The sequence below is a fragment of the Comamonadaceae bacterium M7527 genome, from assembly GCA_021044545.1.
Taxonomy (GTDB): domain Bacteria; phylum Pseudomonadota; class Gammaproteobacteria; order Burkholderiales; family Burkholderiaceae_C; genus RS62.
On the sequence record CP087990.1, the window covers coordinates 1,598,328 to 1,616,973 of the forward strand.

Annotated in this window: 13 protein-coding genes, 2 pseudogenes and 1 riboswitch; of the genes and pseudogenes, 8 read left to right on the forward strand and 7 right to left on the reverse strand. The window is 57.1% G+C overall.

Features of this window, described 5'->3' with window-relative positions:
- Nucleotides 1-9 precede the first annotated feature (9 nt).
- A complete protein-coding gene (gene argS / locus LN050_07805) occupies nucleotides 10-1,686 on the reverse strand; it encodes an arginine--tRNA ligase (GenBank protein ID UFS55706.1) in 1,677 nt (558 codons plus the stop codon).
- Between the two features lie 173 nt (nucleotides 1,687-1,859).
- A riboswitch (glycine riboswitch) is annotated at nucleotides 1,860-1,977 on the forward strand.
- A 102-nt stretch (nucleotides 1,978-2,079) separates the two neighbouring features.
- On the opposite strand from argS, the gene LN050_07810 reads away from it, so the two are divergent.
- Entirely contained in the window at nucleotides 2,080-3,336 is a 1,257-nt protein-coding gene (locus LN050_07810; GenBank protein UFS55707.1) for a D-amino acid dehydrogenase, read from the forward strand.
- Here the strand turns inward: LN050_07810 and argP are convergent.
- Entirely contained in the window at nucleotides 3,333-4,259 is a 927-nt protein-coding gene (gene argP, locus LN050_07815; protein UFS55708.1) for an HTH-type transcriptional regulator ArgP, read from the reverse strand. The genes LN050_07810 and argP overlap by 4 nt on opposite strands.
- A gap of 123 nt (nucleotides 4,260-4,382) precedes the next feature.
- Here argP and LN050_07820 point away from each other — a divergent pair, with 123 nt between their 5' ends.
- On the forward strand, nucleotides 4,383-5,060 hold the full coding sequence (locus LN050_07820; GenBank protein UFS55709.1) for a LysE family transporter: 678 nt from the start codon (nucleotides 4,383-4,385) through the stop codon (nucleotides 5,058-5,060).
- Between the two features lie 112 nt (nucleotides 5,061-5,172).
- On the opposite strand, the gene LN050_07825 is transcribed toward LN050_07820, so the two are convergent.
- Nucleotides 5,173-6,108, reverse strand: a complete 936-nt coding sequence (locus LN050_07825; GenBank protein ID UFS55710.1) for a LysR family transcriptional regulator — start codon at nucleotides 6,106-6,108, stop codon at nucleotides 5,173-5,175.
- Nucleotides 6,109-6,191: 83 nt separating this feature from the next.
- On the opposite strand from LN050_07825, the pseudogene LN050_07830 reads away from it, so the two are divergent.
- From LN050_07830 to LN050_07845, 4 genes and pseudogenes are all read left to right on the forward strand, one after another.
- Nucleotides 6,192-6,925: pseudogene (locus tag LN050_07830) on the forward strand (haloacid dehalogenase type II).
- A gap of 30 nt (nucleotides 6,926-6,955) precedes the next feature.
- Nucleotides 6,956-9,145 (forward strand): malate synthase G, encoded by a 2,190-nt coding sequence (locus LN050_07835; GenBank protein UFS55711.1) that lies wholly within the window; start codon nucleotides 6,956-6,958, stop codon nucleotides 9,143-9,145.
- A 92-nt stretch (nucleotides 9,146-9,237) separates the two neighbouring features.
- A complete protein-coding gene (locus tag LN050_07840; GenBank protein ID UFS55712.1) occupies nucleotides 9,238-9,450 on the forward strand; it encodes a cysteine-rich CWC family protein in 213 nt (70 codons plus the stop codon).
- Nucleotides 9,451-9,493: 43 nt separating this feature from the next.
- Nucleotides 9,494-10,396, forward strand: a complete 903-nt coding sequence (locus tag LN050_07845) for a class II glutamine amidotransferase (GenBank protein ID UFS55713.1) — start codon at nucleotides 9,494-9,496, stop codon at nucleotides 10,394-10,396.
- A 90-nt stretch (nucleotides 10,397-10,486) separates the two neighbouring features.
- Here the strand turns inward: LN050_07845 and htpG are convergent, their stop codons facing one another.
- The 4 genes from htpG to LN050_07865 form a co-directional block, all read right to left on the reverse strand.
- Entirely contained in the window at nucleotides 10,487-12,430 is a 1,944-nt protein-coding gene (gene htpG, locus LN050_07850) for a molecular chaperone HtpG (GenBank protein ID UFS55714.1), read from the reverse strand.
- A 134-nt stretch (nucleotides 12,431-12,564) separates the two neighbouring features.
- The gene (locus tag LN050_07855; protein UFS55715.1) at nucleotides 12,565-13,095 is read right to left on the reverse strand and encodes a peroxiredoxin; all 531 of its coding nucleotides are present in this window, start codon (nucleotides 13,093-13,095) and stop codon (nucleotides 12,565-12,567) included.
- 69 nt (nucleotides 13,096-13,164) lie between these two features.
- On the reverse strand, nucleotides 13,165-14,892 hold the full coding sequence (locus LN050_07860) for a pseudouridine synthase (GenBank protein ID UFS55716.1): 1,728 nt from the start codon (nucleotides 14,890-14,892) through the stop codon (nucleotides 13,165-13,167).
- Between the two features lie 62 nt (nucleotides 14,893-14,954).
- Complete coding sequence (locus LN050_07865; GenBank protein UFS55717.1) at nucleotides 14,955-15,665, reverse strand: Crp/Fnr family transcriptional regulator; 711 nt, start codon at nucleotides 15,663-15,665, stop codon at nucleotides 14,955-14,957.
- A 157-nt stretch (nucleotides 15,666-15,822) separates the two neighbouring features.
- Here LN050_07865 and LN050_07870 point away from each other — a divergent pair, with 157 nt between their 5' ends.
- The gene (locus tag LN050_07870) at nucleotides 15,823-17,769 is read left to right on the forward strand and encodes an AMP-binding protein (GenBank protein UFS55718.1); all 1,947 of its coding nucleotides are present in this window, start codon (nucleotides 15,823-15,825) and stop codon (nucleotides 17,767-17,769) included.
- Nucleotides 17,770-17,834: 65 nt separating this feature from the next.
- Nucleotides 17,835-18,621: pseudogene (locus tag LN050_07875) on the forward strand (ABC transporter ATP-binding protein).
- The last annotated feature ends 25 nt before the right edge of the window (nucleotides 18,622-18,646 follow it).

The following is an 18,646-nucleotide window of genomic DNA, read 5'->3' on the forward strand; positions in this document are numbered from 1 at the left end:
TACGTTGCTTTACATGCGCGTAGGCGCACCCACGCCCAGCATACTCAAACCGTTGCGCAGCACTTGCGCGGTGGCAGCCACCAAGGCCAAGCGCGCCAGCTTTACAGCGTCATCGTCTACCAAAATACGTTCTGCATCGTAATAGCTGTGGTAACAGGCAGCCAAATCCCGCAAGTAAAAAGCCACGTCATGCGGCGCCAAACCAACTGCGGCATCGGCCAGCATGGCCGGGTACTTGGACAACTGCATCAACAGCGCCTGCGCCTGCTGACCATCCAGCGCGTCTAGTGCCACATCTTTGAGTGACGCAACATCGCCACCCCACGTCGCCAATACCGAACAAATACGCGCGTGTGCATATTGCACGTAGTAAACCGGGTTGTCGTTGTTTTTGGCAATCGCCAAGTCCACATCAAATACATACTCGGTATCGGGCTTGCGGCTCAGCAAGAAAAAGCGCACGGCGTCTTTGCTGGTCCACTCAATGAGATCACGCAAGGTCACGTAGCTGCCAGCGCGCTTGGAAATTTTCACCTCTTCGCCACCGCGCATCACGCGCACCATGGTGTGCAACACATAGTCTGGGTAGCCTTGGGGAATGCCCACATTCACCGCTTGCAATCCTGCACGCACGCGCGCAATGGTGCCGTGATGGTCCATGCCTTGTATGTTGATGACCTTCTCAAAGCCGCGCTCCCACTTGGCTATGTGATAAGCCACATCTGGCACAAAGTAGGTATAGGCGCCATCCGTTTTACGCATCACACGGTCTTTGTCGTCGCCATAGTCTGTGCTCTTAAGCCACAGCGCACCGCCCTCTTCAAAGGTCTTGCCTGCTGCTTGCAGCTTGGCGACCGTGTCATTGACACGCCCATCGCTGTACAGGCTGGACTCCAGGTAGTAGTGGTCAAACTTCACCGCAAAGGCTTGCAAGTCCAAATCTTGCTCATGGCGCAAATAAGCCACTGCAAACTGGCGAATACTGTCTAAATCGTCGATATCACCGCTGGCGGTGTAGCTGCGGTCGTCTGCGCGAACCGTCTTTTTCGCTACAAAGTCTGCCGCGATGTCACTGATGTAGTCACCGTTGTAGGCGGGCTCTGGCCAGGCGTCATCGCCAGGCTTGAGGCCTTTGGCTCGCGCCTGCGTCGACGTGGCCAAGGTGTTTATTTGTACGCCTGCGTCGTTGTAGTAGAACTCGCGCCACACCTTCCAACCTTGCGATGCAAACAAGTTGCAAATGGCATCGCCCAGCGCCGCTTGTCGGCCGTGGCCTACGTGCAGTGGCCCGGTGGGGTTGGCAGACACAAACTCCACCAACAACTTGTGGTCTGCATTGGCCTTGCTTTGGCCAAACAACTCGCCTTCAGACAACACCTCGCGCACGACTTGTTGCTTGGCGCTGGGGCTTAGGCGCATGTTGATAAAGCCAGGCCCGGCTATTTCCAGCCCGCTCACCCACTGCTGCACAGCCGGCTGAGCGTTCAGCGCTGCCATCAGCGCCTCGCCCACGGCACGGGGGTTGGTGCCTAGTGGCTTGGCCAGCTGCATGGCGGCTGTAATGGCAAAGTCGCCGTGCGCGGCGACCTTGGGTAGTTCCAGGTTGGCCACCAAGCCCACATCAGGTGCTACCTGGTTGAGTGCAGCTTGCACGGCTTCAATTAATTGTTGTTTGATCGCGATCATGCGTTGATTTTAGAGGGTCACACCCATGCAAATTCACAAACAGTCCTGCGCAGCCACTAAAATACTTTCTTCTAGTCAAGAGAGCGTGACGCATGGCTCAAGCAGTTGACCGCGCGTTACCGCCGAAGGCGCAATCTCCCATGATCGCTCAGGCCCGTGTATTGATTAGACAAACAGCCGATACTGGAGAGTGCGCCGGGCCAACAAGCCCGTCGCCACCGAAGGAGCAAAGGCAGCACGCATGGCGCGGGCTGCTTGAATCTCTCAGGTACAAGGGACAGTGGGAGCGGCAACACGCAAAACAAGCCCAGCTTGAACGGCGTGTCTTTTGCTGCAACTGTCACCGGCCACGCCACAGCGCGTGAGCTTGTGCATCCTGGAAAGATAAATCTCATGCGTATCACCGTTATGGGTGCCGGCGTTACCGGCATCACGACAGCTTGGTTTTTGGCGCAATCCGGCCACGACGTCACCGTTATTGACCGCCAACCCGGCGCTGGTTTGGAAACCAGCTTTGCCAATGGCGGGCAGATATCGGTATCGCACGCAGAGCCGTGGGCCAACCCAAGCGCGCCGTTAAAAGTGTTGAAGTGGTTGGGCAAAGAAGACTCGCCCCTGCTGTTTCGCATTCGCCCAGATTTGAACCAGTGGCTTTGGGGCTTGTCGTTTTTGCGTGAATGCACCACTGCGCGCACCCGCCACAACATCAAGCAAATGGTGAACCTGGGCATGTACAGCCGCAACACCTTGCAAGCGCTGCGCAGCGAGACTGGCATCGCTTACGACCAAGCGACCAAAGGCATTTTGCATTTCTATACCAGCGAGCAAGAGTTTGACAGCGCGCAAGCGCCCGCCGCCGTTATGCGCGAATATGGCTGCGAGCTCGATATGAAGTCACCCGCCGAATGCGTCGCTATTGAGCCTGCACTGGCACCCAGCCTGCACAAGATTGTGGGCGGCAGCATGACGCCTAGCGACGAGTCTGGCGATGCACACAAATTCACACATCTCTTGGCGCAAATGTGCGCTGACAAAGGCGTGCAGTTTATGTACAACACACGCATTGTGAGCTTTAACAAAACTGGCGACACACTGCAGTCACTGCGCATTGCAAACAGCGACGGCGTCGTCACAACGCACGCAGCCGATGCCTACGTCATGTGCCTGGGCTCATTCAGCAGCCGCTGGAAGGACTTGCTGGGTCAAAGCTTGCGCATTTACCCCGCAAAAGGCTACTCGGTGACGTTACCTGTCATCAATGAAGAGGCGTCTTACACCACCTCACTCACAGACGACGAATACAAGCTGGTGTTCTCACGCCTGGGCGACCGCCTGCGCATTGCTGGCACGGCTGAGCTCAACGGCTACGACACCGACCTCAATTTGCGTCGATGTGAAGCCATAGTGCGCCGTACCAAAGAACTATTCCCTGGCATTACAGACGGTGAGGGCGCACGCTACTGGACGGGCCTGCGCCCAACCACACCCAGCAACGTGCCCTATATAGGCAAGTCTAAAACGCGCAATGTGTACTTGAACACGGGCCACGGCACCTTGGGCTGGACACATGGCTGCGGCTCAGGCGCAGCGATTGCCGACATCATCAACGGCAAAACGCCCGAAGTGGACTTTGCGTTTACCAACCTTTAACCAAGGTGAGGCAGCAGGTGCTGCCTGGCAGCCGCTACCACTGCTTGCGTTAAGCGTTTGGCAGCGCTGGACTCTTTGGTCCAGTGTTGCCAAACCAGCGGCACATCAACAGCTTTGCCGTCAAACATTTCCACCAGCCCCATACCCTGCGCGTGCTTGGCCAGCATCAGCTCTGGCACCATGCCCCATCCCAAACCCTGGGCCAACGCATGCTCAAACGCATCAACGGCTGGCACAAAATGACGGGGGTATGCTGCGTGCGTCAGCGCAAAGTGCTGGCGTAAAAAGGCATCTTGCAAACCATCTTTGCGGTTAAACACAACAGCGGGATTGGTCAGCATGCGGTGCAGCGACACATTGCCCGCAGACGTGGTGCATTTGTCGCGCAAGGCTTTTGATGTCACACAGCGGTAACGCATGACCCCAAGCGGCACCCCTGTGCAACCAGCCAACGACTGGCTGGACGTGGTGACACACCCCACCACCTGGCCTTGCTTCAGAGCCTCTAGCGTGTGGTCTTGATCATCAATGGTGATGTCTAGCAGCAAGCGGTGCCGCTTGAGCGTGGTCGCCAAGCCGCTTAAAAACCACGTAGTGAGTGAGTCCGCGTTGACGGCCACGCCCAGCGTTTGCATGGCACGTGTGCTGGCGGCCTCAGTCTGGCCTTGCAGCTCACCCACCACATCCGCCTCCATGAGGCGCACCTGGCGCACATGTGCCAACAACTTGGCGCCACTGGGCGTGACAGTAACCCGTTTGCCGCGCAGCAACAGGCGCTGGCCCAACGACTCTTCTAGCGCGCTCACCCGCAACGACACGCCAGCCAACGTTAAACGCAGCGCAACGGCCGCCTTTGAAAAGCTGGCGTGCTCAGCCACTGCCAGCAGTGCATCTAGTTGCTTGGGGTCTAAGTGCAGGCTCATATTAAATAAATTTTAATAGACTTATTTCATATTTTAGTTTGTTTAATTTAATGCTATTTGTAGGCATACTCTGGCCACACCTTCAAACCAGAGCCCGCCCTGGGCATCAACGGCTACCCACACATGTCTCTCTCATCTATTGCAATTCCCGCCGGCATGTCTGGCACTTTCGGCGCTGGCGTCGCGCTGAGCCTGGCGACCATCATGGCACTGGGCCCACAAAACGTGCACGTCATGCGCATGGGCTTGATGCGTCAGCACATTGGCTTAACCATACTGACCTGCGCCCTTGCGGACGTCATATTGATTGCCACTGGCGTGCTGGGCTTGGCTCACTTGGGCGGCTTGAGCGACAAGCTCACTGGCGCCATGGTGGGCGCTGGCGCCTTGTTTTTATTGTTTTATGGCTGGCAAGCTGCCCAACGCTTTTTACGCCCTAGCGCTGGCGGTAGCCCCATAGAAGGCGCAATTGGTGACACAGGCACCAGTGCCAACCATCAAATGTTTACGCGCAAGAAAGCTGTGCTGTCGGCTTTGGCGTTTTCGTTTTTAAACCCACATGCGTGGCTTGATACAGCCGTCATCATTGGCACGGCTTCACTGGCCTACGGCCAAACCGGCGGCTTGGTATTTGGCGCCGGCGCGGCTACAGGCTCGCTGGTCTGGTTTTGCGGTCTGGGCTTGGCGGTTTACTGGGTAGGGCGGCGCATTGGCAATGCCAATGTGTGGCACTGGCTAGACGGCCTGGTGGCACTCATGATGTGGGGCACAGCAGTTTGGCTACTGGCCAGCTTGTTGTAGCAGGTTATTCGGGCACTCTGTTTTAACGCTCGCTGGCGATAGTGGCCAGTTTGCCTTCAAGCATCAGCGCCAAGCTACTACTAATGGCGCCATCCGTCTTAGCTGCAGCTGGTTAGTTGGCAGCGCTTTTCCAAAATTCAGGCTGCGCGTAGTGGTGCTTTAAAAAGTCAATCCACAAGCGCACACGCAGTGCCAAGTGTTTGCGCTGCGGAAACACGGCGAATATGCCGTTGGGCGGTGCGGCAAATTCGTCCAGCACTGTTACCAGGCGGCCGGCGGCCAAGTCTGCCTCCACCTCCCAGGTGCTGCGCCATGCAATGCCCCAGCCGGCCAAGCACCATTCGTGCAGCACTTGACCGTCTGAGCAGTCCAGTGGGCCTCCTGGCTTGAGGTGAACCACCTCGGTGTCGCTGTCACTGCCGGCTACCGGCACTTGAAACGCCCAGCCGCGGGTTTGTGAAGCGTCTGACGACAGCGTCAGGCAGTCAAACCGCGACAAGTCTTGCGGCGTGCGCGGGCGGCCATGGGTTTTGAGGTAGCCCGGAGTAGCCACGCACAAACGGCGGTTGTCGGCCAAGCGCACACTGACCAAGCTGGAGTCTGGCATGTTACCCACGCGCACGGCGCAGTCAAAGCCCTCACCGGCGATATCCACCACGCGGTCGCTCAAATTCAGCGTCATGGTGACGTCGGGGTGTAGCTCTCTAAACTGTGGCACCAGGGTCGCCACGTAAGCGCGGCCAAAACCGGCAGGCGCGGTAATGCGCAAATGGCCGCTGGCTTTCACGCCGCCGGCACTGACGCTGGCTTCGGCATTGGCCAGGTCTGTGAGCAAACGCTGGCAGTCCTCTAAAAAGGCGCTGCCCTCATGGGTGAGCGTAATGCGCCGCGTGGTGCGCATCATCAGCTTCACACCCAATCGCGCCTCCAGGGCGTCCAGACGCCTGCCAATGACGGCTGGGGCCACGCCCTCAGCGTTGGCCGCAGCTGTCAGGCTGCCACGCAGGGTGACAGCCACAAATGTCTCTAGTTGTTTGAGCTTATCCATGACCACATTATGTTCATATAAGTCATGAATTGTTCATTATTTCGTGAATTAATGCTTGCTCAAGTTTGCAATACAGTCATGGCATGAGCTTCTCGCACACGACATCCGCGTCTATCCCGCCCAAAGCGGTGTTGTTTGACGCCTATGGCACCTTGTTCGACGTGTACAGCGTGGGCTTGTTGGCCGAGCAGCTGTTTCCTGGCCACGGCACTGGCATCGCCACCTTATGGCGCGACAAGCAAATTGAATACACGCGCTTGCTCATCACCAGCACCACAGCAGGCGGGCAAACCAACGCGCCGTTTTACAAACCGTTCTGGGACGTTACTCGAGACGCACTGCGTATGCCTGCGTCAAACTGGGCCTGCACTTAGACAGCGAGTCAGAACAGCGCCTGATGAATCAATACCGCGCCCTATCAGCGTTTCCCGAAAACAAAGCCGTTCTACAGGCCCTCAAAGCCAAGGGCATACCCACTGGCATTTTGAGTAATGGCGACCCAGCAATGCTAGAGGTGGCCATCAGCAGCGCTGGCCTCAACGGTTTGCTAAACCATGTGCTGAGCGCAGACAGCGTGAAACAATACAAAACCCACCCCAGTGTGTACGCACTGGGCCCGCAAGCCCTGGGCTTGCAAGCGCAAGACATTTTGTTTGTATCCAGCAACGGCTGGGACGCCTTGGGGGCGACCTGGTACGGCTTTCAAACGCTGTGGCTCAATCGCCAGGGCCTACCTTTTGAGACACTGGGCCCGCAGCCCGCACACATTGCCAACAGCTTGAGCGACGTGCTTGAGCTCTTTACCACCACTCACTAAATACCAACCATCCGAAAAGGGAACATTCACATGACACAACGTACCACGGTTCACGGCTTGCAAGTGGCCAACAGCCTATACAACTTTATTGAACAGCAAGTCTTGCCTGCCACTGGCCTGGCAAGCGATGCTTTCTGGAGCGGCTTTTCTGCGCTGGTCTCGGACCTGGGTGCGAAAAACAAAGCCTTGTTGAACAAGCGCGACGCACTGCAAGTGGAGCTAGACCAATGGCACGCGGCCAACCCCGGCCCCATTACCAACATGGCCGCTTACCAAGACTTTTTGAAAAGCATTGGCTACCTGGCTGAGCACCCCGCCAACGCCAAAGCTACCACCACCAACGTGGACGACGAATTGGCTATTCAGGCAGGCCCGCAACTGGTGGTGCCTATCTTGAATGCGCGCTACGCACTGAACGCGGCCAACGCGCGTTGGGGCTCGCTGTACGACGCGCTGTACGGCACAGACGTTATTTCTGAAGACGGTGGCGCGGCCAAAGGCCCTGGCTACAACGAGGTGCGCGGCGCCAAAGTGATCGCCTACGCACGCCAGGTACTAGACCAAAGCGCGCCCCTGGCCACAGGCTCACACGCGGACAGCACCGGCTACGCCGTGGTTGACGGCGCATTGCAAGTGACCTTGAAAGACGGCAGCACCACGGGCTTGGCGCAGCCGGAAAAGTTTGCTGGCTACCAGGGTGATAGCGCTGCACCCAGCAGCGTGCTGCTGAAAAACAATGGCAACCACCTGGACATTCGCATAGACCGAAGCACCACTATTGGCGCCACAGACGCCGCTGGCGTGGCAGACGTGGTGATGGAGTCTGCGCTGTCCACCATTTTGGACTTGGAAGACTCGGTGGCCGCAGTGGACGCCGACGACAAGGTCTTGGCCTACACCAACTGGCTTGGTATTTTGCAAGGCACGCTCACAGAAAATGTGTCCAAGGGCGGCAAGTCATTCACACGCGGCCTGAACCCAGACCGTGAATACACAGCACCCAACGGCAAAGCCTTGACGCTGCATGGCCGCTCACTGTTGTTTGTGCGCAATGTGGGCCACCTCATGACCAACCCCGCCATTTTGTGGGGCGACGGCCAGGAGATTCCAGAAGGCATCATGGACGCCATGATCACCGTGGCCATCTCATTGGTGGACATTCACGGCAAGGGCACGGCAGGCATTCGCAACTCCCGCAAGGGCTCTGTCTACATCGTCAAGCCCAAAATGCACGGCCCTGAAGAAGTGGCTTTTGCATGCGAGTTGTTTGAGCGCGTTGAAGCCGTGTTGGGACTAGACAAAGCCACGGTCAAGCTGGGCATCATGGACGAAGAGCGTCGCACCAGCGTAAACCTCAAGGCCTGTATTGCCGCCGCCGCTGACCGGGTAGCGTTTATCAACACTGGCTTCCTAGACCGCACCGGCGACGAGATGCACACCGCCATGCGCGCTGGCGCCATGCTGCGCAAAGGCGACATGAAGACCAGCACTTGGATTGGCGCTTACGAGCGCAACAACGTACTGGTGGGCCTGAGCTGCGGCTTGCGCGGACGCGCGCAAATTGGCAAAGGCATGTGGGCCATGCCAGACCTGATGGCTGCCATGCTTGAGCAAAAAATCGGCCATCCCAAGTCGGGTGCCAACACCGCCTGGGTGCCTAGCCCAACAGCAGCCACCTTGCACGCTTTGCATTACCAACAAGTGAGCGTGGCACAAGTGCAGCAAGAGCTGGAAGCCGTGGACGCAGAAGCGGAACGTGCCAAGCTGCTGAACGGCTTGCTGCAAATACCTGTGGCGCCAGATACCAACTGGAGCGATGCCGATAAGCAGCAAGAGCTGGACAACAACGCGCAAGGTATCCTGGGCTACGTGGTGCGCTGGGTTGACCAAGGCGTAGGCTGTTCCAAGGTGCCGGACATTCACAACGTCGGCCTCATGGAAGACCGCGCGACCTTGCGTATTTCCAGCCAACACATGGCCAACTGGCTGCTGCACGGTGTGGTGAGCAAGGCCCAAATCACGGAAACCATGCAACGCATGGCCGCGGTGGTGGACGGCCAAAACGCAAACGATGCCAGCTACCAGCCCATGGCAGGCAACTTTGACACCAGCGCCGCCTACCAAGCCGCTTGCGACCTGGTGTTCAAGGGCCTGGAGCAGCCAGCAGGCTACACAGAGCCACTGCTGCACGCGTGGCGCCTGAAGGTCAAGGCCTCTTAAGCACCAACGCCAACAGCTCAACGCTGTAGCGAGCAAGGGCACACCACTGGCAACAGTTGTGTGCCCTTTGTCTTTGGGCCACACTGCTGCCCATGAGCACTTTATTTGACCCCCGCTACTGCCCCATTTGTGGTGAACCCAACGCCTGCGCCATGGCCAACGCAGCACCCAACACCGAGCCCCAAAACGCACCACCGTGCTGGTGTGTGGGTTTTGACTTCTCAGACAACTTGCTGGACCAAGTGCCCACAGAAGCGCAACGAAAAGCCTGCATATGTCAGCGTTGTGTGCAGGGTCAGTCCTAGCGCACAATAGGTGTTTCGTTACTCCTACGTGCTTTAGTCATAAATGTGCCAGCTGCTCGCGCTTAACTGCAAAACCCCAACAGACGCCACATTCAGCTTTACTGGCTTTTGCCAACGCGGTGGGCGTACAGACGAACACGCTGACGGCTGGGGCATTGCGTTTTTTGAAGGCAAGGGCTTGCGCCACTTTGTAGACCATGAAAGCGCCTTTACATCACCCGTCGCCGAGCTGATTCGCCGCTACCCGATAAAAAGCAAAAACATAGTGGCCCACGTTCGTAAAGCCACTCAAGGTGAAGTCAGTCTAGAAAACGCACACCCGTTTGTGCGCGAACTGTGGGGGCGCAACTGGGTGTTTGCCCACAACGGCGACCTCAAAAACTACGCCCCTAGCTTGCACGGTCAGTTCAGACCCATAGGCACCACAGACAGTGAACGGGCGTTTTGCTGGCTTATGCAGGAAATTGCCAAGTCACATGCGGGCGTACCAAGCGTTGAAGAACTCACGCTCACGCTCAAGGACTTGATACCCCAAATCAGCCACCACGGCACCTTTAACTTTGTGCTGAGCAACGGAGACGCCATGTGGGCGCATTGCTCCACACACCTGCATTACTTGGTGCGCGAATACCCATTCGCCAAAGCAAAGCTCATGGACGACGACTTGAGCGTGAACTTCGCAGAGCTCAACAAACCCGAAGACCGCGCGGCCGTTATCGTGACAGTGCCGCTGACAGCCAATGAACACTGGCGGGCTTTTGCTGGCAACCACTTGGTGACGTTTGTAGACGGCAGCGCCACCATTCACCACGACTTATCAGATGCGCACGAGCGCTTGAGTGCGCAGTTGCCGCAAAGCATGCGTGACTCAATTGCGCAAACGCAGGCGCAGGCAACTGACGCACTGGCGAGGTACAAGCGCACGACCCAGTTAGCGACAGAGTGATCCTGAACTGTTGTGCACGCAGGCGTGCTGCGTCTGGGTGCGGTGCGGTGCGCAGCTTACCTGCGCATACGCACACTGTTGAGCCGCCTGTTACACCAACAACGTATTCACACGTCGCACATAGCTGGCCGGATCTTCAGGCAAGCCGCCCTCGGCCAGCAACGCCTGATCAAACAGGATGTGCGCCAGGTCATCAAACGACGCGCTGCCTTCCAGCTTTTTAACCAAGGGATGCTCAGCGTTCACTTCCAGCACTGGTTTGATGTCTGGCGCCTGTTGACCGGCTTGTTTCAGCATGCGGGCCAGTTGCGTAGAGTACTCACCATCGTCCACCACCAAACAGGCGGGGCTGTCTACCAGGCGGGTGGTCACGCGCACGTCTTTGGCTTTGCCTTCTAATGCGGCCTTTAGCTTGTCCAGCATGGGCTTGAAGGACTCGGCTGCGGTTTCAGCGGCTTTTTTCTCGTCTTCATCTTGCAGCTTGCCCAGATCAACCGCGCCTTTGGCCACGCTTTGCAGCGGTGTGCCGTCAAACTCTGGCAAAAAGGACAAGGCCCATTCGTCTACGCGGTCGGTCATGAGCAAGACTTCAATGCCTTTTTTCTTGAACACTTCCAACTGCGGGCTGTTTTTGGCAGCGGCTTGGCTGTCTGCGGTGATGTAGTAGATGGCCTCCTGGCCTTCTTTCATACGGGCTTTGTAGTCTGCAAAGCTGACCGACACAGTATCGGTTTGGCTGGAGGCAAAGCGCAGCAGCTTGGCGATTTTGTCGCGATTGGCAAAGTCTTCGCCCAAGCCTTCTTTTAGCACAGCACCAAACTCAGCGTAAAAGGCGTTGTAGGTGTCAGCGCTTGGCTGGGCTGCGTCGCCGTCTTCTTTGGCCGTGACGTCGGTAACGTCTGAAGCATCGTCGGTTGGCGCGGCTGATTTTTTGGCCAGGTCTTCCAGCATAGACAACACGCGGCGGGTATTGCCCTCGCGTATGGCTTTCATGTCGCGACTCTCTTGCAGCAGCTCACGGCTTACGTTTAGTGGCAAATCAGCGCTATCCACCACGCCTTGCACAAAGCGCAAGTACGTGGGCATCAGTGTGTCTGCATCGTCGGTAATGAACACGCGCTTTACGTACAGCTTGATGCCGGCCTTGGTGTCGCGGCTCCACAAGTCCTGGCGCGCCTTGGCTGGCACGTACAACAGCTGTGTGTACTCGGTGCTGCCTTCTACGCGGTTGTGGCTCCACGCCAGGGGGTTGTCGTGGTCATGGCTGATGTTTTTATAAAAGTCTTGGTACTGCTCGTCAGAGATGTCTTTTTTGGCACGCGTCCACAAGGCGCTGGCGGAGTTCACGGCTTCCCACTCACCGGTTTGAACGTACTGGCCTTTGTCCTTGTCCCACTCTTCTTTCAGCATCAATATGGGCAAGCTGATGTGGTCTGAGTAGCGCTCGATGACAGACTTGAGTTTGTAGTGATTGAGGTAGTCCAGCGCATCTTCGCGCAAGTGCAGCGTAATGCTTGTGCCGCGCGCCTCGCGCGTGATGGCTTCCACCTCAAACTCACCGGTTCCGCCGCTGACCCAGCGTATGCCTTGGTCTTTGGGCGCTCCGGCTCGGCGAGACTCTACGGTGATTGTGTGGGCCACGATGTAGCCGGAGTAAAAGCCCACGCCAAACTGGCCAATGAGTTGAGAGTCTTTTTTCTGGTCGCCAGACAGCTTGCTGACAAAATCTTTGGTACCGCTTTTGGCAATCGTGCCCAGGTTGTCAATGGCCTCGGCTTCAGACAAGCCTATGCCGTTATCGGCAATGGTGATGGTCTTGGCCTCTTTGTCGAACGACACACGAATATCCAACTCTGCTGCATCCTCGAACAGCTCTGGCGCATTGAGCGCCTCAAAACGCAACTTGTCGCAGGCGTCTGAAGCGTTAGAGACCAACTCGCGCACGAAAATGTCAGGGTTGGAATACAGCGAGTGGGTTACCAAATGCAGCAATTGGGCTACTTCGGCTTGAAAGGCGTGGGTTTGTTTGGTCATGTGCAGTGCAGAGTCAAAGTTGCGGATAGTGGCGTATGTGGGTGCCAAAGCAGGTGATTTCAAGAGGGGTGTAATGAAGAGGAGCGTAAAAAAGCCCGCACACGGCGGGCCTTCAAGACTGTCAGTCTGCGCTTTTACAACGACTTCAAGTACGCCATCACAGTCTCGGGTGATGTTTCGCCGTAGGGGTCATCACCAAAGTTGTCACAGCGGCCCGGCTCTTCAAACAGCTTTTCGATCACGCCGTCTTTGACAACCATGGCGTAGCGCCATGAGCGCATGCCAAAGCCAACGTTGTCCTTGTCTACCAACATGCCCATTTGGCGCGTGAAGCGGCCTGAGCCGTCTGGAATCAACTTGAGCTTGGCCAGCTTTTGGTCGACGCCCCATTTGTTCATCACAAATGCGTCGTTGACTGACACGCAGTAAATCTCGTCCACGCCCATGGCCTTGATAGCGTCGTAGTTGCTTTCAAAACCTGGCACCTGGAATGTTGAGCAGGTGGGCGTGAACGCGCCGGGCAACGAAAACACCACCACACGCTTGCCACCGAAGTAGTCTGCTGTGGTCATATCTTGCCAACGGTAGGGGTTGTCACCGCCAATTGACTCATCGCGAACACGTGTTTTAAACACGACGTCCGGTACTTTTACGCCTTCTTTCATTATCGAGACTCCCAGGGTTTTTACTTAAAACCTTGATTGTACCGACGCTTGTGGCGCCCACCCTGCCCTTTAGTTAGAGAAACGCTCAGTGGGGGCCAGAAACCGCCACTGACCCACTGGCAAGTTGCCCAGCACCACGGTGCCAATGCGAATGCGCTTCAAGCCCACGACTTTCAAGCCGACTTGCTCACACATTCGGCGAATTTGGCGCTTCTTGCCCTCTTTAAGCACAAAACGCAATTGCTCGGGGTTTTGCCATGACACCTGCGCTGGGCGCAAGGCTTGGCCGTCTAGCGACAAGCCTTCACGCAACAAGCTCAAACGATCTGGCGGGAATACGGACTCCACATCGGTTTCCACCACCTCAGAGTCAGCATGTGGGTTGTCGCCCACCCAGTGCACGCGCACCAGATACTCTTTTTCAACGTCGGAGTTTTCGCCAATCAGTTGACGCGCGACCAGGCCGTTTTGGGTGAACACAATCAAGCCAGTAGAGTCAATGTCCAAACGCCCCGCTGGTGCCAAGCCACGCGTGAAGCGCGCCTGAAACCGGGTGCGCACGGGGTCTTGCACCCATTGCGACTGAGGACCAATCAAGGTGGCGGCACTGTCGTGGCCGTCTTCTGGCAAGCCGCTGACGTAGCCCACAGGCTTGTGCAGCAATATGGTGACTTGTTGCGCTTGCTCGGCTTGCGCAGCATCAGCCACTTCGATGTTGTCGACCTCAAATACGGTCTGGCCCATAGCAGCCACTTCGCCGTTCACCAACACCCAACCCTTTTCAATCCAGGCATCGCCCTCGCGGCGTGAGCACATACCCAACTCAGCCAAGCGCTTGTTAAGGCGTACGCCGCCTGCTTTCTCGGCGTCGGTTTTAGGTCCCAAGTGCGCAGGCTTGTGCGCTGCGGCTGCCTCATGGCGGTTGGCGCGCGCCGGTGCCTGCATGTTGTCGCGCGCACCGTAGCCGTCGCGACTCGGTGCACGGTCGCGCCTGGGCGGCGCATCACGGAAGGCCTCTCGTCTGTCATCAAAACGCCCATCGTCTCGCGCCTCAAAGCGGCGTTCGTCCCTGGGCGCTGAACGCCTGTCATCAAATCTGGGCGCTTGGTCTCGGTAGCCACGCTCACCACCTTCAGAAGCGGTGCGGCGCTCGTAGCCGTCTCGTGGCCTGTCGCTGAACCTATCGCCAAAACCGTTATCGCGTCGGTTATCGACGCGGTCGTTTGAACGCTCGTAGCGGTGCTGGCGCGTGGGGTCCTCTGAGGGCCTGTAGTTGCTGGGCCGCGCATTGGCCAAGGCCGACAAGGCCCTGGCCGCTGAGGAGTCGCCTGTGGGCTGGACGCGCGGCGCGGCGCGATCACGGCTGTCGCCTCCCATGTCATGGCGGGGCTCAAAACGCTGATCACGCCTAGGCTGGTAATTGGGCTCATACCCAGGCGAGGGCGCGCGTCTGGGTGCCTCGTCGCGCCGCTCCCAAGAGCTTTGGCGTTCGTAGTGCGGCTCTCGCTGGCCACCACGGTTGTCGCTTGGGCGGTAGTCTTGGCGCTCATGACCGTACCTAGGCGGCTGCGACTCTGGCTCTGGACGGGCTGCGGCACGCTCCAGCTTTTGCATGGCGGTGCTTGCAGCTTGTCGCACCTCTAGCTCGTAGGCGCTGGGCTCGCGCTTGACAAACCGCGCCAGCGGCGCATTACCACGTGCGGGCTTGCGCGGGGCAGCACCAAAGTTGTCGCGTTTGCCAGCAGCACGCAGCGTAGGCTTGCGTGCGTCGTTTGAATCAGATGATTGATCAGTCATAGTGGGCGTTTCTCAACGTTAAAAATAAAAATCACAGTAAACAATGGGCTTTTAGCGCCCGCCTAGTTCAGCTCGCCAAAGCGCAATGCGTCCAGGTCTAGCACCCGCAAGCCGCCGTACTCTACGCTGATCCAACCTTTAGCGGACAACACTTTAAGGGCTTCATTCACGCGCTGGCGCGACAGGCCCACCAAATACGCCAGCTCTTGCTGCGTAATGCGCAACATTTGCGCCACACCGGGGTATAGCTTGGGGTCAAACATGGACGCAAGGTTTCTGGCCACGCGCAAGTCTGGGTCGTTTAGGCGGTCAATTTCTCTGGCCGCAATGAACTGGCCCAAACGCTCGTTGAGTTGGTACATCACAAAGCGGTTAAAGCCCAAGGAATGGGCGATGAGCCAGTGAAACATGTCCACTGAAATACCCGCCACACGGCTGGTGCGAAGCGCCTGGATGTTGTAGCGGTAAATCTCACGCTTGAGCACGGTGCCCTCGCCAAACCAGCCACCGGGGGCCACACCCGTAAACGTAATGGCAGAGCCTCGGCTGTCGTCGTTGCTCATTTTTAACAACCCGTCTATGAGGCCAAACCAATAGGTCACGGGTTTGCCTATACGCACCACGTAGTCACCTGGCTGGGCCACAGTCACCAGCATCTCGTTGCGCACGTAGGCACGCTCGTCAGCGCTGAGCTCTTTAAGCCACGCAATCTGCTCAAACTCGTCATCGGACAAGCTTCTGGCGCTGTTTCTGAGGGTCTCAATTGACGGCATGGCGACAAAGTACGCGGTATTTGGTGTAAGTCTAGGGAATGTCCTAGCAGGGATGACCCTGTGATTGTCGTCGAACCGACAGCTAAACGTCAAATGCTTGTCTAGTATCAGTCGTAAATACCACGCATCGTGGCGCCAAGCCAACGGAGACACCTACATGCAACACACCTTTGTCAGCCTTCTTGCTCACCACGCCAAAACGCGACCCACCGCGCCGGCCATGCGTGAGAAAGCGTTTGGCATTTGGCAGGCCATCTCGTGGGCAGACATGGCCGCCTTGGTTAACAACATCGCTGCTGGCTTGCATGTTGCAGGCTTGCAGCGCGGGGAACATGTGGTGGTAGTGGGCTCTAACCGTCCGCGCTTGTACGCCACCATGCTGGCCACGCAGAGCTTGGGCGCCATTCCCGTGCCGCTGTACCAAGACGCAGCTGGCGCTGAGTGCGTATTCCCCATCAACAACGCCGACATGCGCTTTGCAGTGGTAGAAGACCAAGAGCAAGTCGACAAAATGCTGGAGATTCGCGAGCAGTGCCCGCAACTAAGTCACATTTACTTTGACGACCCACGTGGCCTGCGCAACTATGAAGAACCAGGTCTGTCTGCCATTGACCAGCTTATAGAGGCCGGTCGCGCGTTTAACGCCAGCAACCCTAATTTTGTGCGCAGCGAGGCAGCCAAAGTACAGCCAGCAGACGTGGCCGCCATGTTTTTTACCTCTGGCACCACAGGCAACCCCAAAGGCGTGGTGCACACCCACTTGAGCCTGTTGGACCGTGCGGCAGTAGGCGCCGCCTTTGACAAGCTCAAGCCAGATGACGAGGTATTGGCCTACTTGCCCCCCGCATGGATTGGTCAAAACATTTTCAGCTACGCCCAGTGGCTGGCCGTGGGTTATGTGGTGAATTGCCCAGAGTCCGCCGCCACTGTATCAATTGACCTTAAGGAAGTGGGCCCCAGCTACTACTTTGCGCCGCCGCGCGTATTTGAAGGCTTGCTCACCAGCGTGATGATTCGCATGGAAGATGCGGGCGGCTTCAAGCGCAGCATGTTCCACTATTTCATGGATGTGGCCAAGCGCATTGGTCCCAGCAAAATGGATGGCAAACCCGTTGGCTTGCTAGACAACTTGCTATACGGCCTGGGCGACATCATGGTGTACGGGCCGCTGCGTAACAACCTGGGCATGAGCCGCGTGCGCGTGGCCTACACCGCTGGTGAGGCCATTGGTCCTGACTTGTTCAGTTTTTACCGCTCCATTGGTGTCAACATCAAACAGCTGTACGGCTCTACCGAGACCGCCGTGTTTGTATGCTTGCAGCCTGACCACCAAGCCAAAGCCGACACCGTGGGCGTGCCTTGTGACGGCGTTGAAATCAAACTGGCAGATAACGGCGAAATCTTGGTGAAGTCACCCGGCTTGCTCAAGGAATACTACAAAAACCCCAAGGCCACAGCCGAAGTGTTGTCTGAAGACGGCTGGTACCACACCAGTGACGCGGGCTTCTTGGATGCAGACGGTCACCTCAAAATCATTGACCGTGTCAAAGACGTGGGCCGCATCAAGGGCGGTGCGTTTGACGGCGCCATGTTTGCGCCCAAATACGTTGAGAACAAGCTGAAGTTTTTCTCATTCATCAAAGAAGCCGTGGCCTATGGCGACCAGCGCGAACGCGTGTGCGTGATGATCAACATTGACTTTGACGCAGTGGGCAATTGGGCCGAGCGCCAAAATCTGCCGTATGCAGGCTATACCGACTTGGCGCAAAAGCCTGCTGTCTACGAGCTCATCAAGAACTGCGTTGAGCAGGTAAACGCCGACCTCAGCCGCGACGAGATGCTGGCAGGCTCGCAAATTCACCGCTTTCTGGTGTTGCACAAAGAGCTGGACGCAGACGACGGCGAACTCACACGCACCAACAAAGTACGCCGCGGCTTTATTGCCGAGAAGTTCTCTGAGCTGGTTGATGCGCTGTACGGCGGCAAGACCGAGCAGTTCATCAACACAGAAGTGAAGTTTGAAGACGGCCGTGCAGGCAGTGTCAGCGCCACACTCAAGATTGCAGACACTCAAATCTTTGCGCCCGTGAAAACGGCGGCTTAATTGGCAACCCCAACGCGCAAGCCTTAGCAACCTACACAACAACCCATACAGCGACAACACTCAACATGGCTAAACGACAAATAGGCGACGTCATTCTTGATGTCAACAACATCAGTTTGCGCTTTGGCGGCGTTAACGCACTGACAGACATTTCGTTTGATGTGCGCGAGCACGAAGTGCGCGCCCATCATTGGCCCCAACGGTGCGGGCAAAAGCTCCATGCTCAACTGCATCAACGGCGTGTACCAGCCGCAAGAAGGCAGCATCTCGTTTAAAGGTCAAACCTTCAAACACATGAACAGCCGCCAAGTGGCAGAAATGGGCATTGCGCGCACCTTTCAAAACCTGGCCTTGTTCAAAGGCATGAGCGTTATTGACAACATCATGACCGGGCGCAACCTGCGCATGAAAAGCAACATCTTGCTGCAAGCCCTGCGCATTGGCCCGGCTGCACGTGAAGAGGCCGAACACCGCGAATTTGTTGAACAAATCATTGACTTTCTGGAAATCCAGGCGTTTCGCAAAACACCGGTCGGTCAACTGCCATACGGTTTGCAAAAGCGTGTTGATTTGGGCCGTGCCCTGGCCATGGAGCCGCAAGTGCTGCTGCTGGACGAGCCCATGGCCGGCATGAACCTGGAAGAAAAGCAAGACATGTCGCGCTTTATCCTGGATGTGAACGACGAATTTGGCACCACCATCGTGCTCATTGAGCACGACATGAGCGTGGTGATGGACATTTCAGACCGCGTGGTCGTGCTGGACTACGGCAAAAAAATTGGCGACGGCACACCCGAAGCAGTACGCGCCAACGAAGACGTGATCAGCGCCTACTTGGGCACCAGTCATTAATCACGAACCACGCATTAAAGAGCAC

Excerpts from the sequence above, each read along its gene's own strand:
- htpG (UFS55714.1), bottom strand. The coding sequence starts at position 12,430 with ATGACCAAACAAACCCACGCCTTTCAAGCCGAAGTAGCCCAATTGCTG.
- LN050_07825 (UFS55710.1), bottom strand. The coding sequence starts at position 6,108 with ATGGATAAGCTCAAACAACTAGAGACATTTGTGGCTGTCACCCTGCGT.
- argS (UFS55706.1), bottom strand. The coding sequence starts at position 1,686 with ATGATCGCGATCAAACAACAATTAATTGAAGCCGTGCAAGCTGCACTC.
- LN050_07820 (UFS55709.1), top strand. The coding sequence starts at position 4,383 with ATGTCTCTCTCATCTATTGCAATTCCCGCCGGCATGTCTGGCACTTTC.
- LN050_07860 (UFS55716.1), bottom strand. The coding sequence starts at position 14,892 with ATGACTGATCAATCATCTGATTCAAACGACGCACGCAAGCCTACGCTG.
- LN050_07835 (UFS55711.1), top strand. The coding sequence starts at position 6,956 with ATGACACAACGTACCACGGTTCACGGCTTGCAAGTGGCCAACAGCCTA.
- LN050_07810 (UFS55707.1), top strand. The coding sequence starts at position 2,080 with ATGCGTATCACCGTTATGGGTGCCGGCGTTACCGGCATCACGACAGCT.
- LN050_07840 (UFS55712.1), top strand. The coding sequence starts at position 9,238 with ATGAGCACTTTATTTGACCCCCGCTACTGCCCCATTTGTGGTGAACCC.
- LN050_07870 (UFS55718.1), top strand. The coding sequence starts at position 15,823 with ATGCAACACACCTTTGTCAGCCTTCTTGCTCACCACGCCAAAACGCGA.
- LN050_07855 (UFS55715.1), bottom strand. The coding sequence starts at position 13,095 with ATGAAAGAAGGCGTAAAAGTACCGGACGTCGTGTTTAAAACACGTGTT.
- argP (UFS55708.1), bottom strand. The coding sequence starts at position 4,259 with ATGAGCCTGCACTTAGACCCCAAGCAACTAGATGCACTGCTGGCAGTG.
- LN050_07845 (UFS55713.1), top strand. The coding sequence starts at position 9,494 with ATGTGCCAGCTGCTCGCGCTTAACTGCAAAACCCCAACAGACGCCACA.
- LN050_07865 (UFS55717.1), bottom strand. The coding sequence starts at position 15,665 with ATGCCGTCAATTGAGACCCTCAGAAACAGCGCCAGAAGCTTGTCCGAT.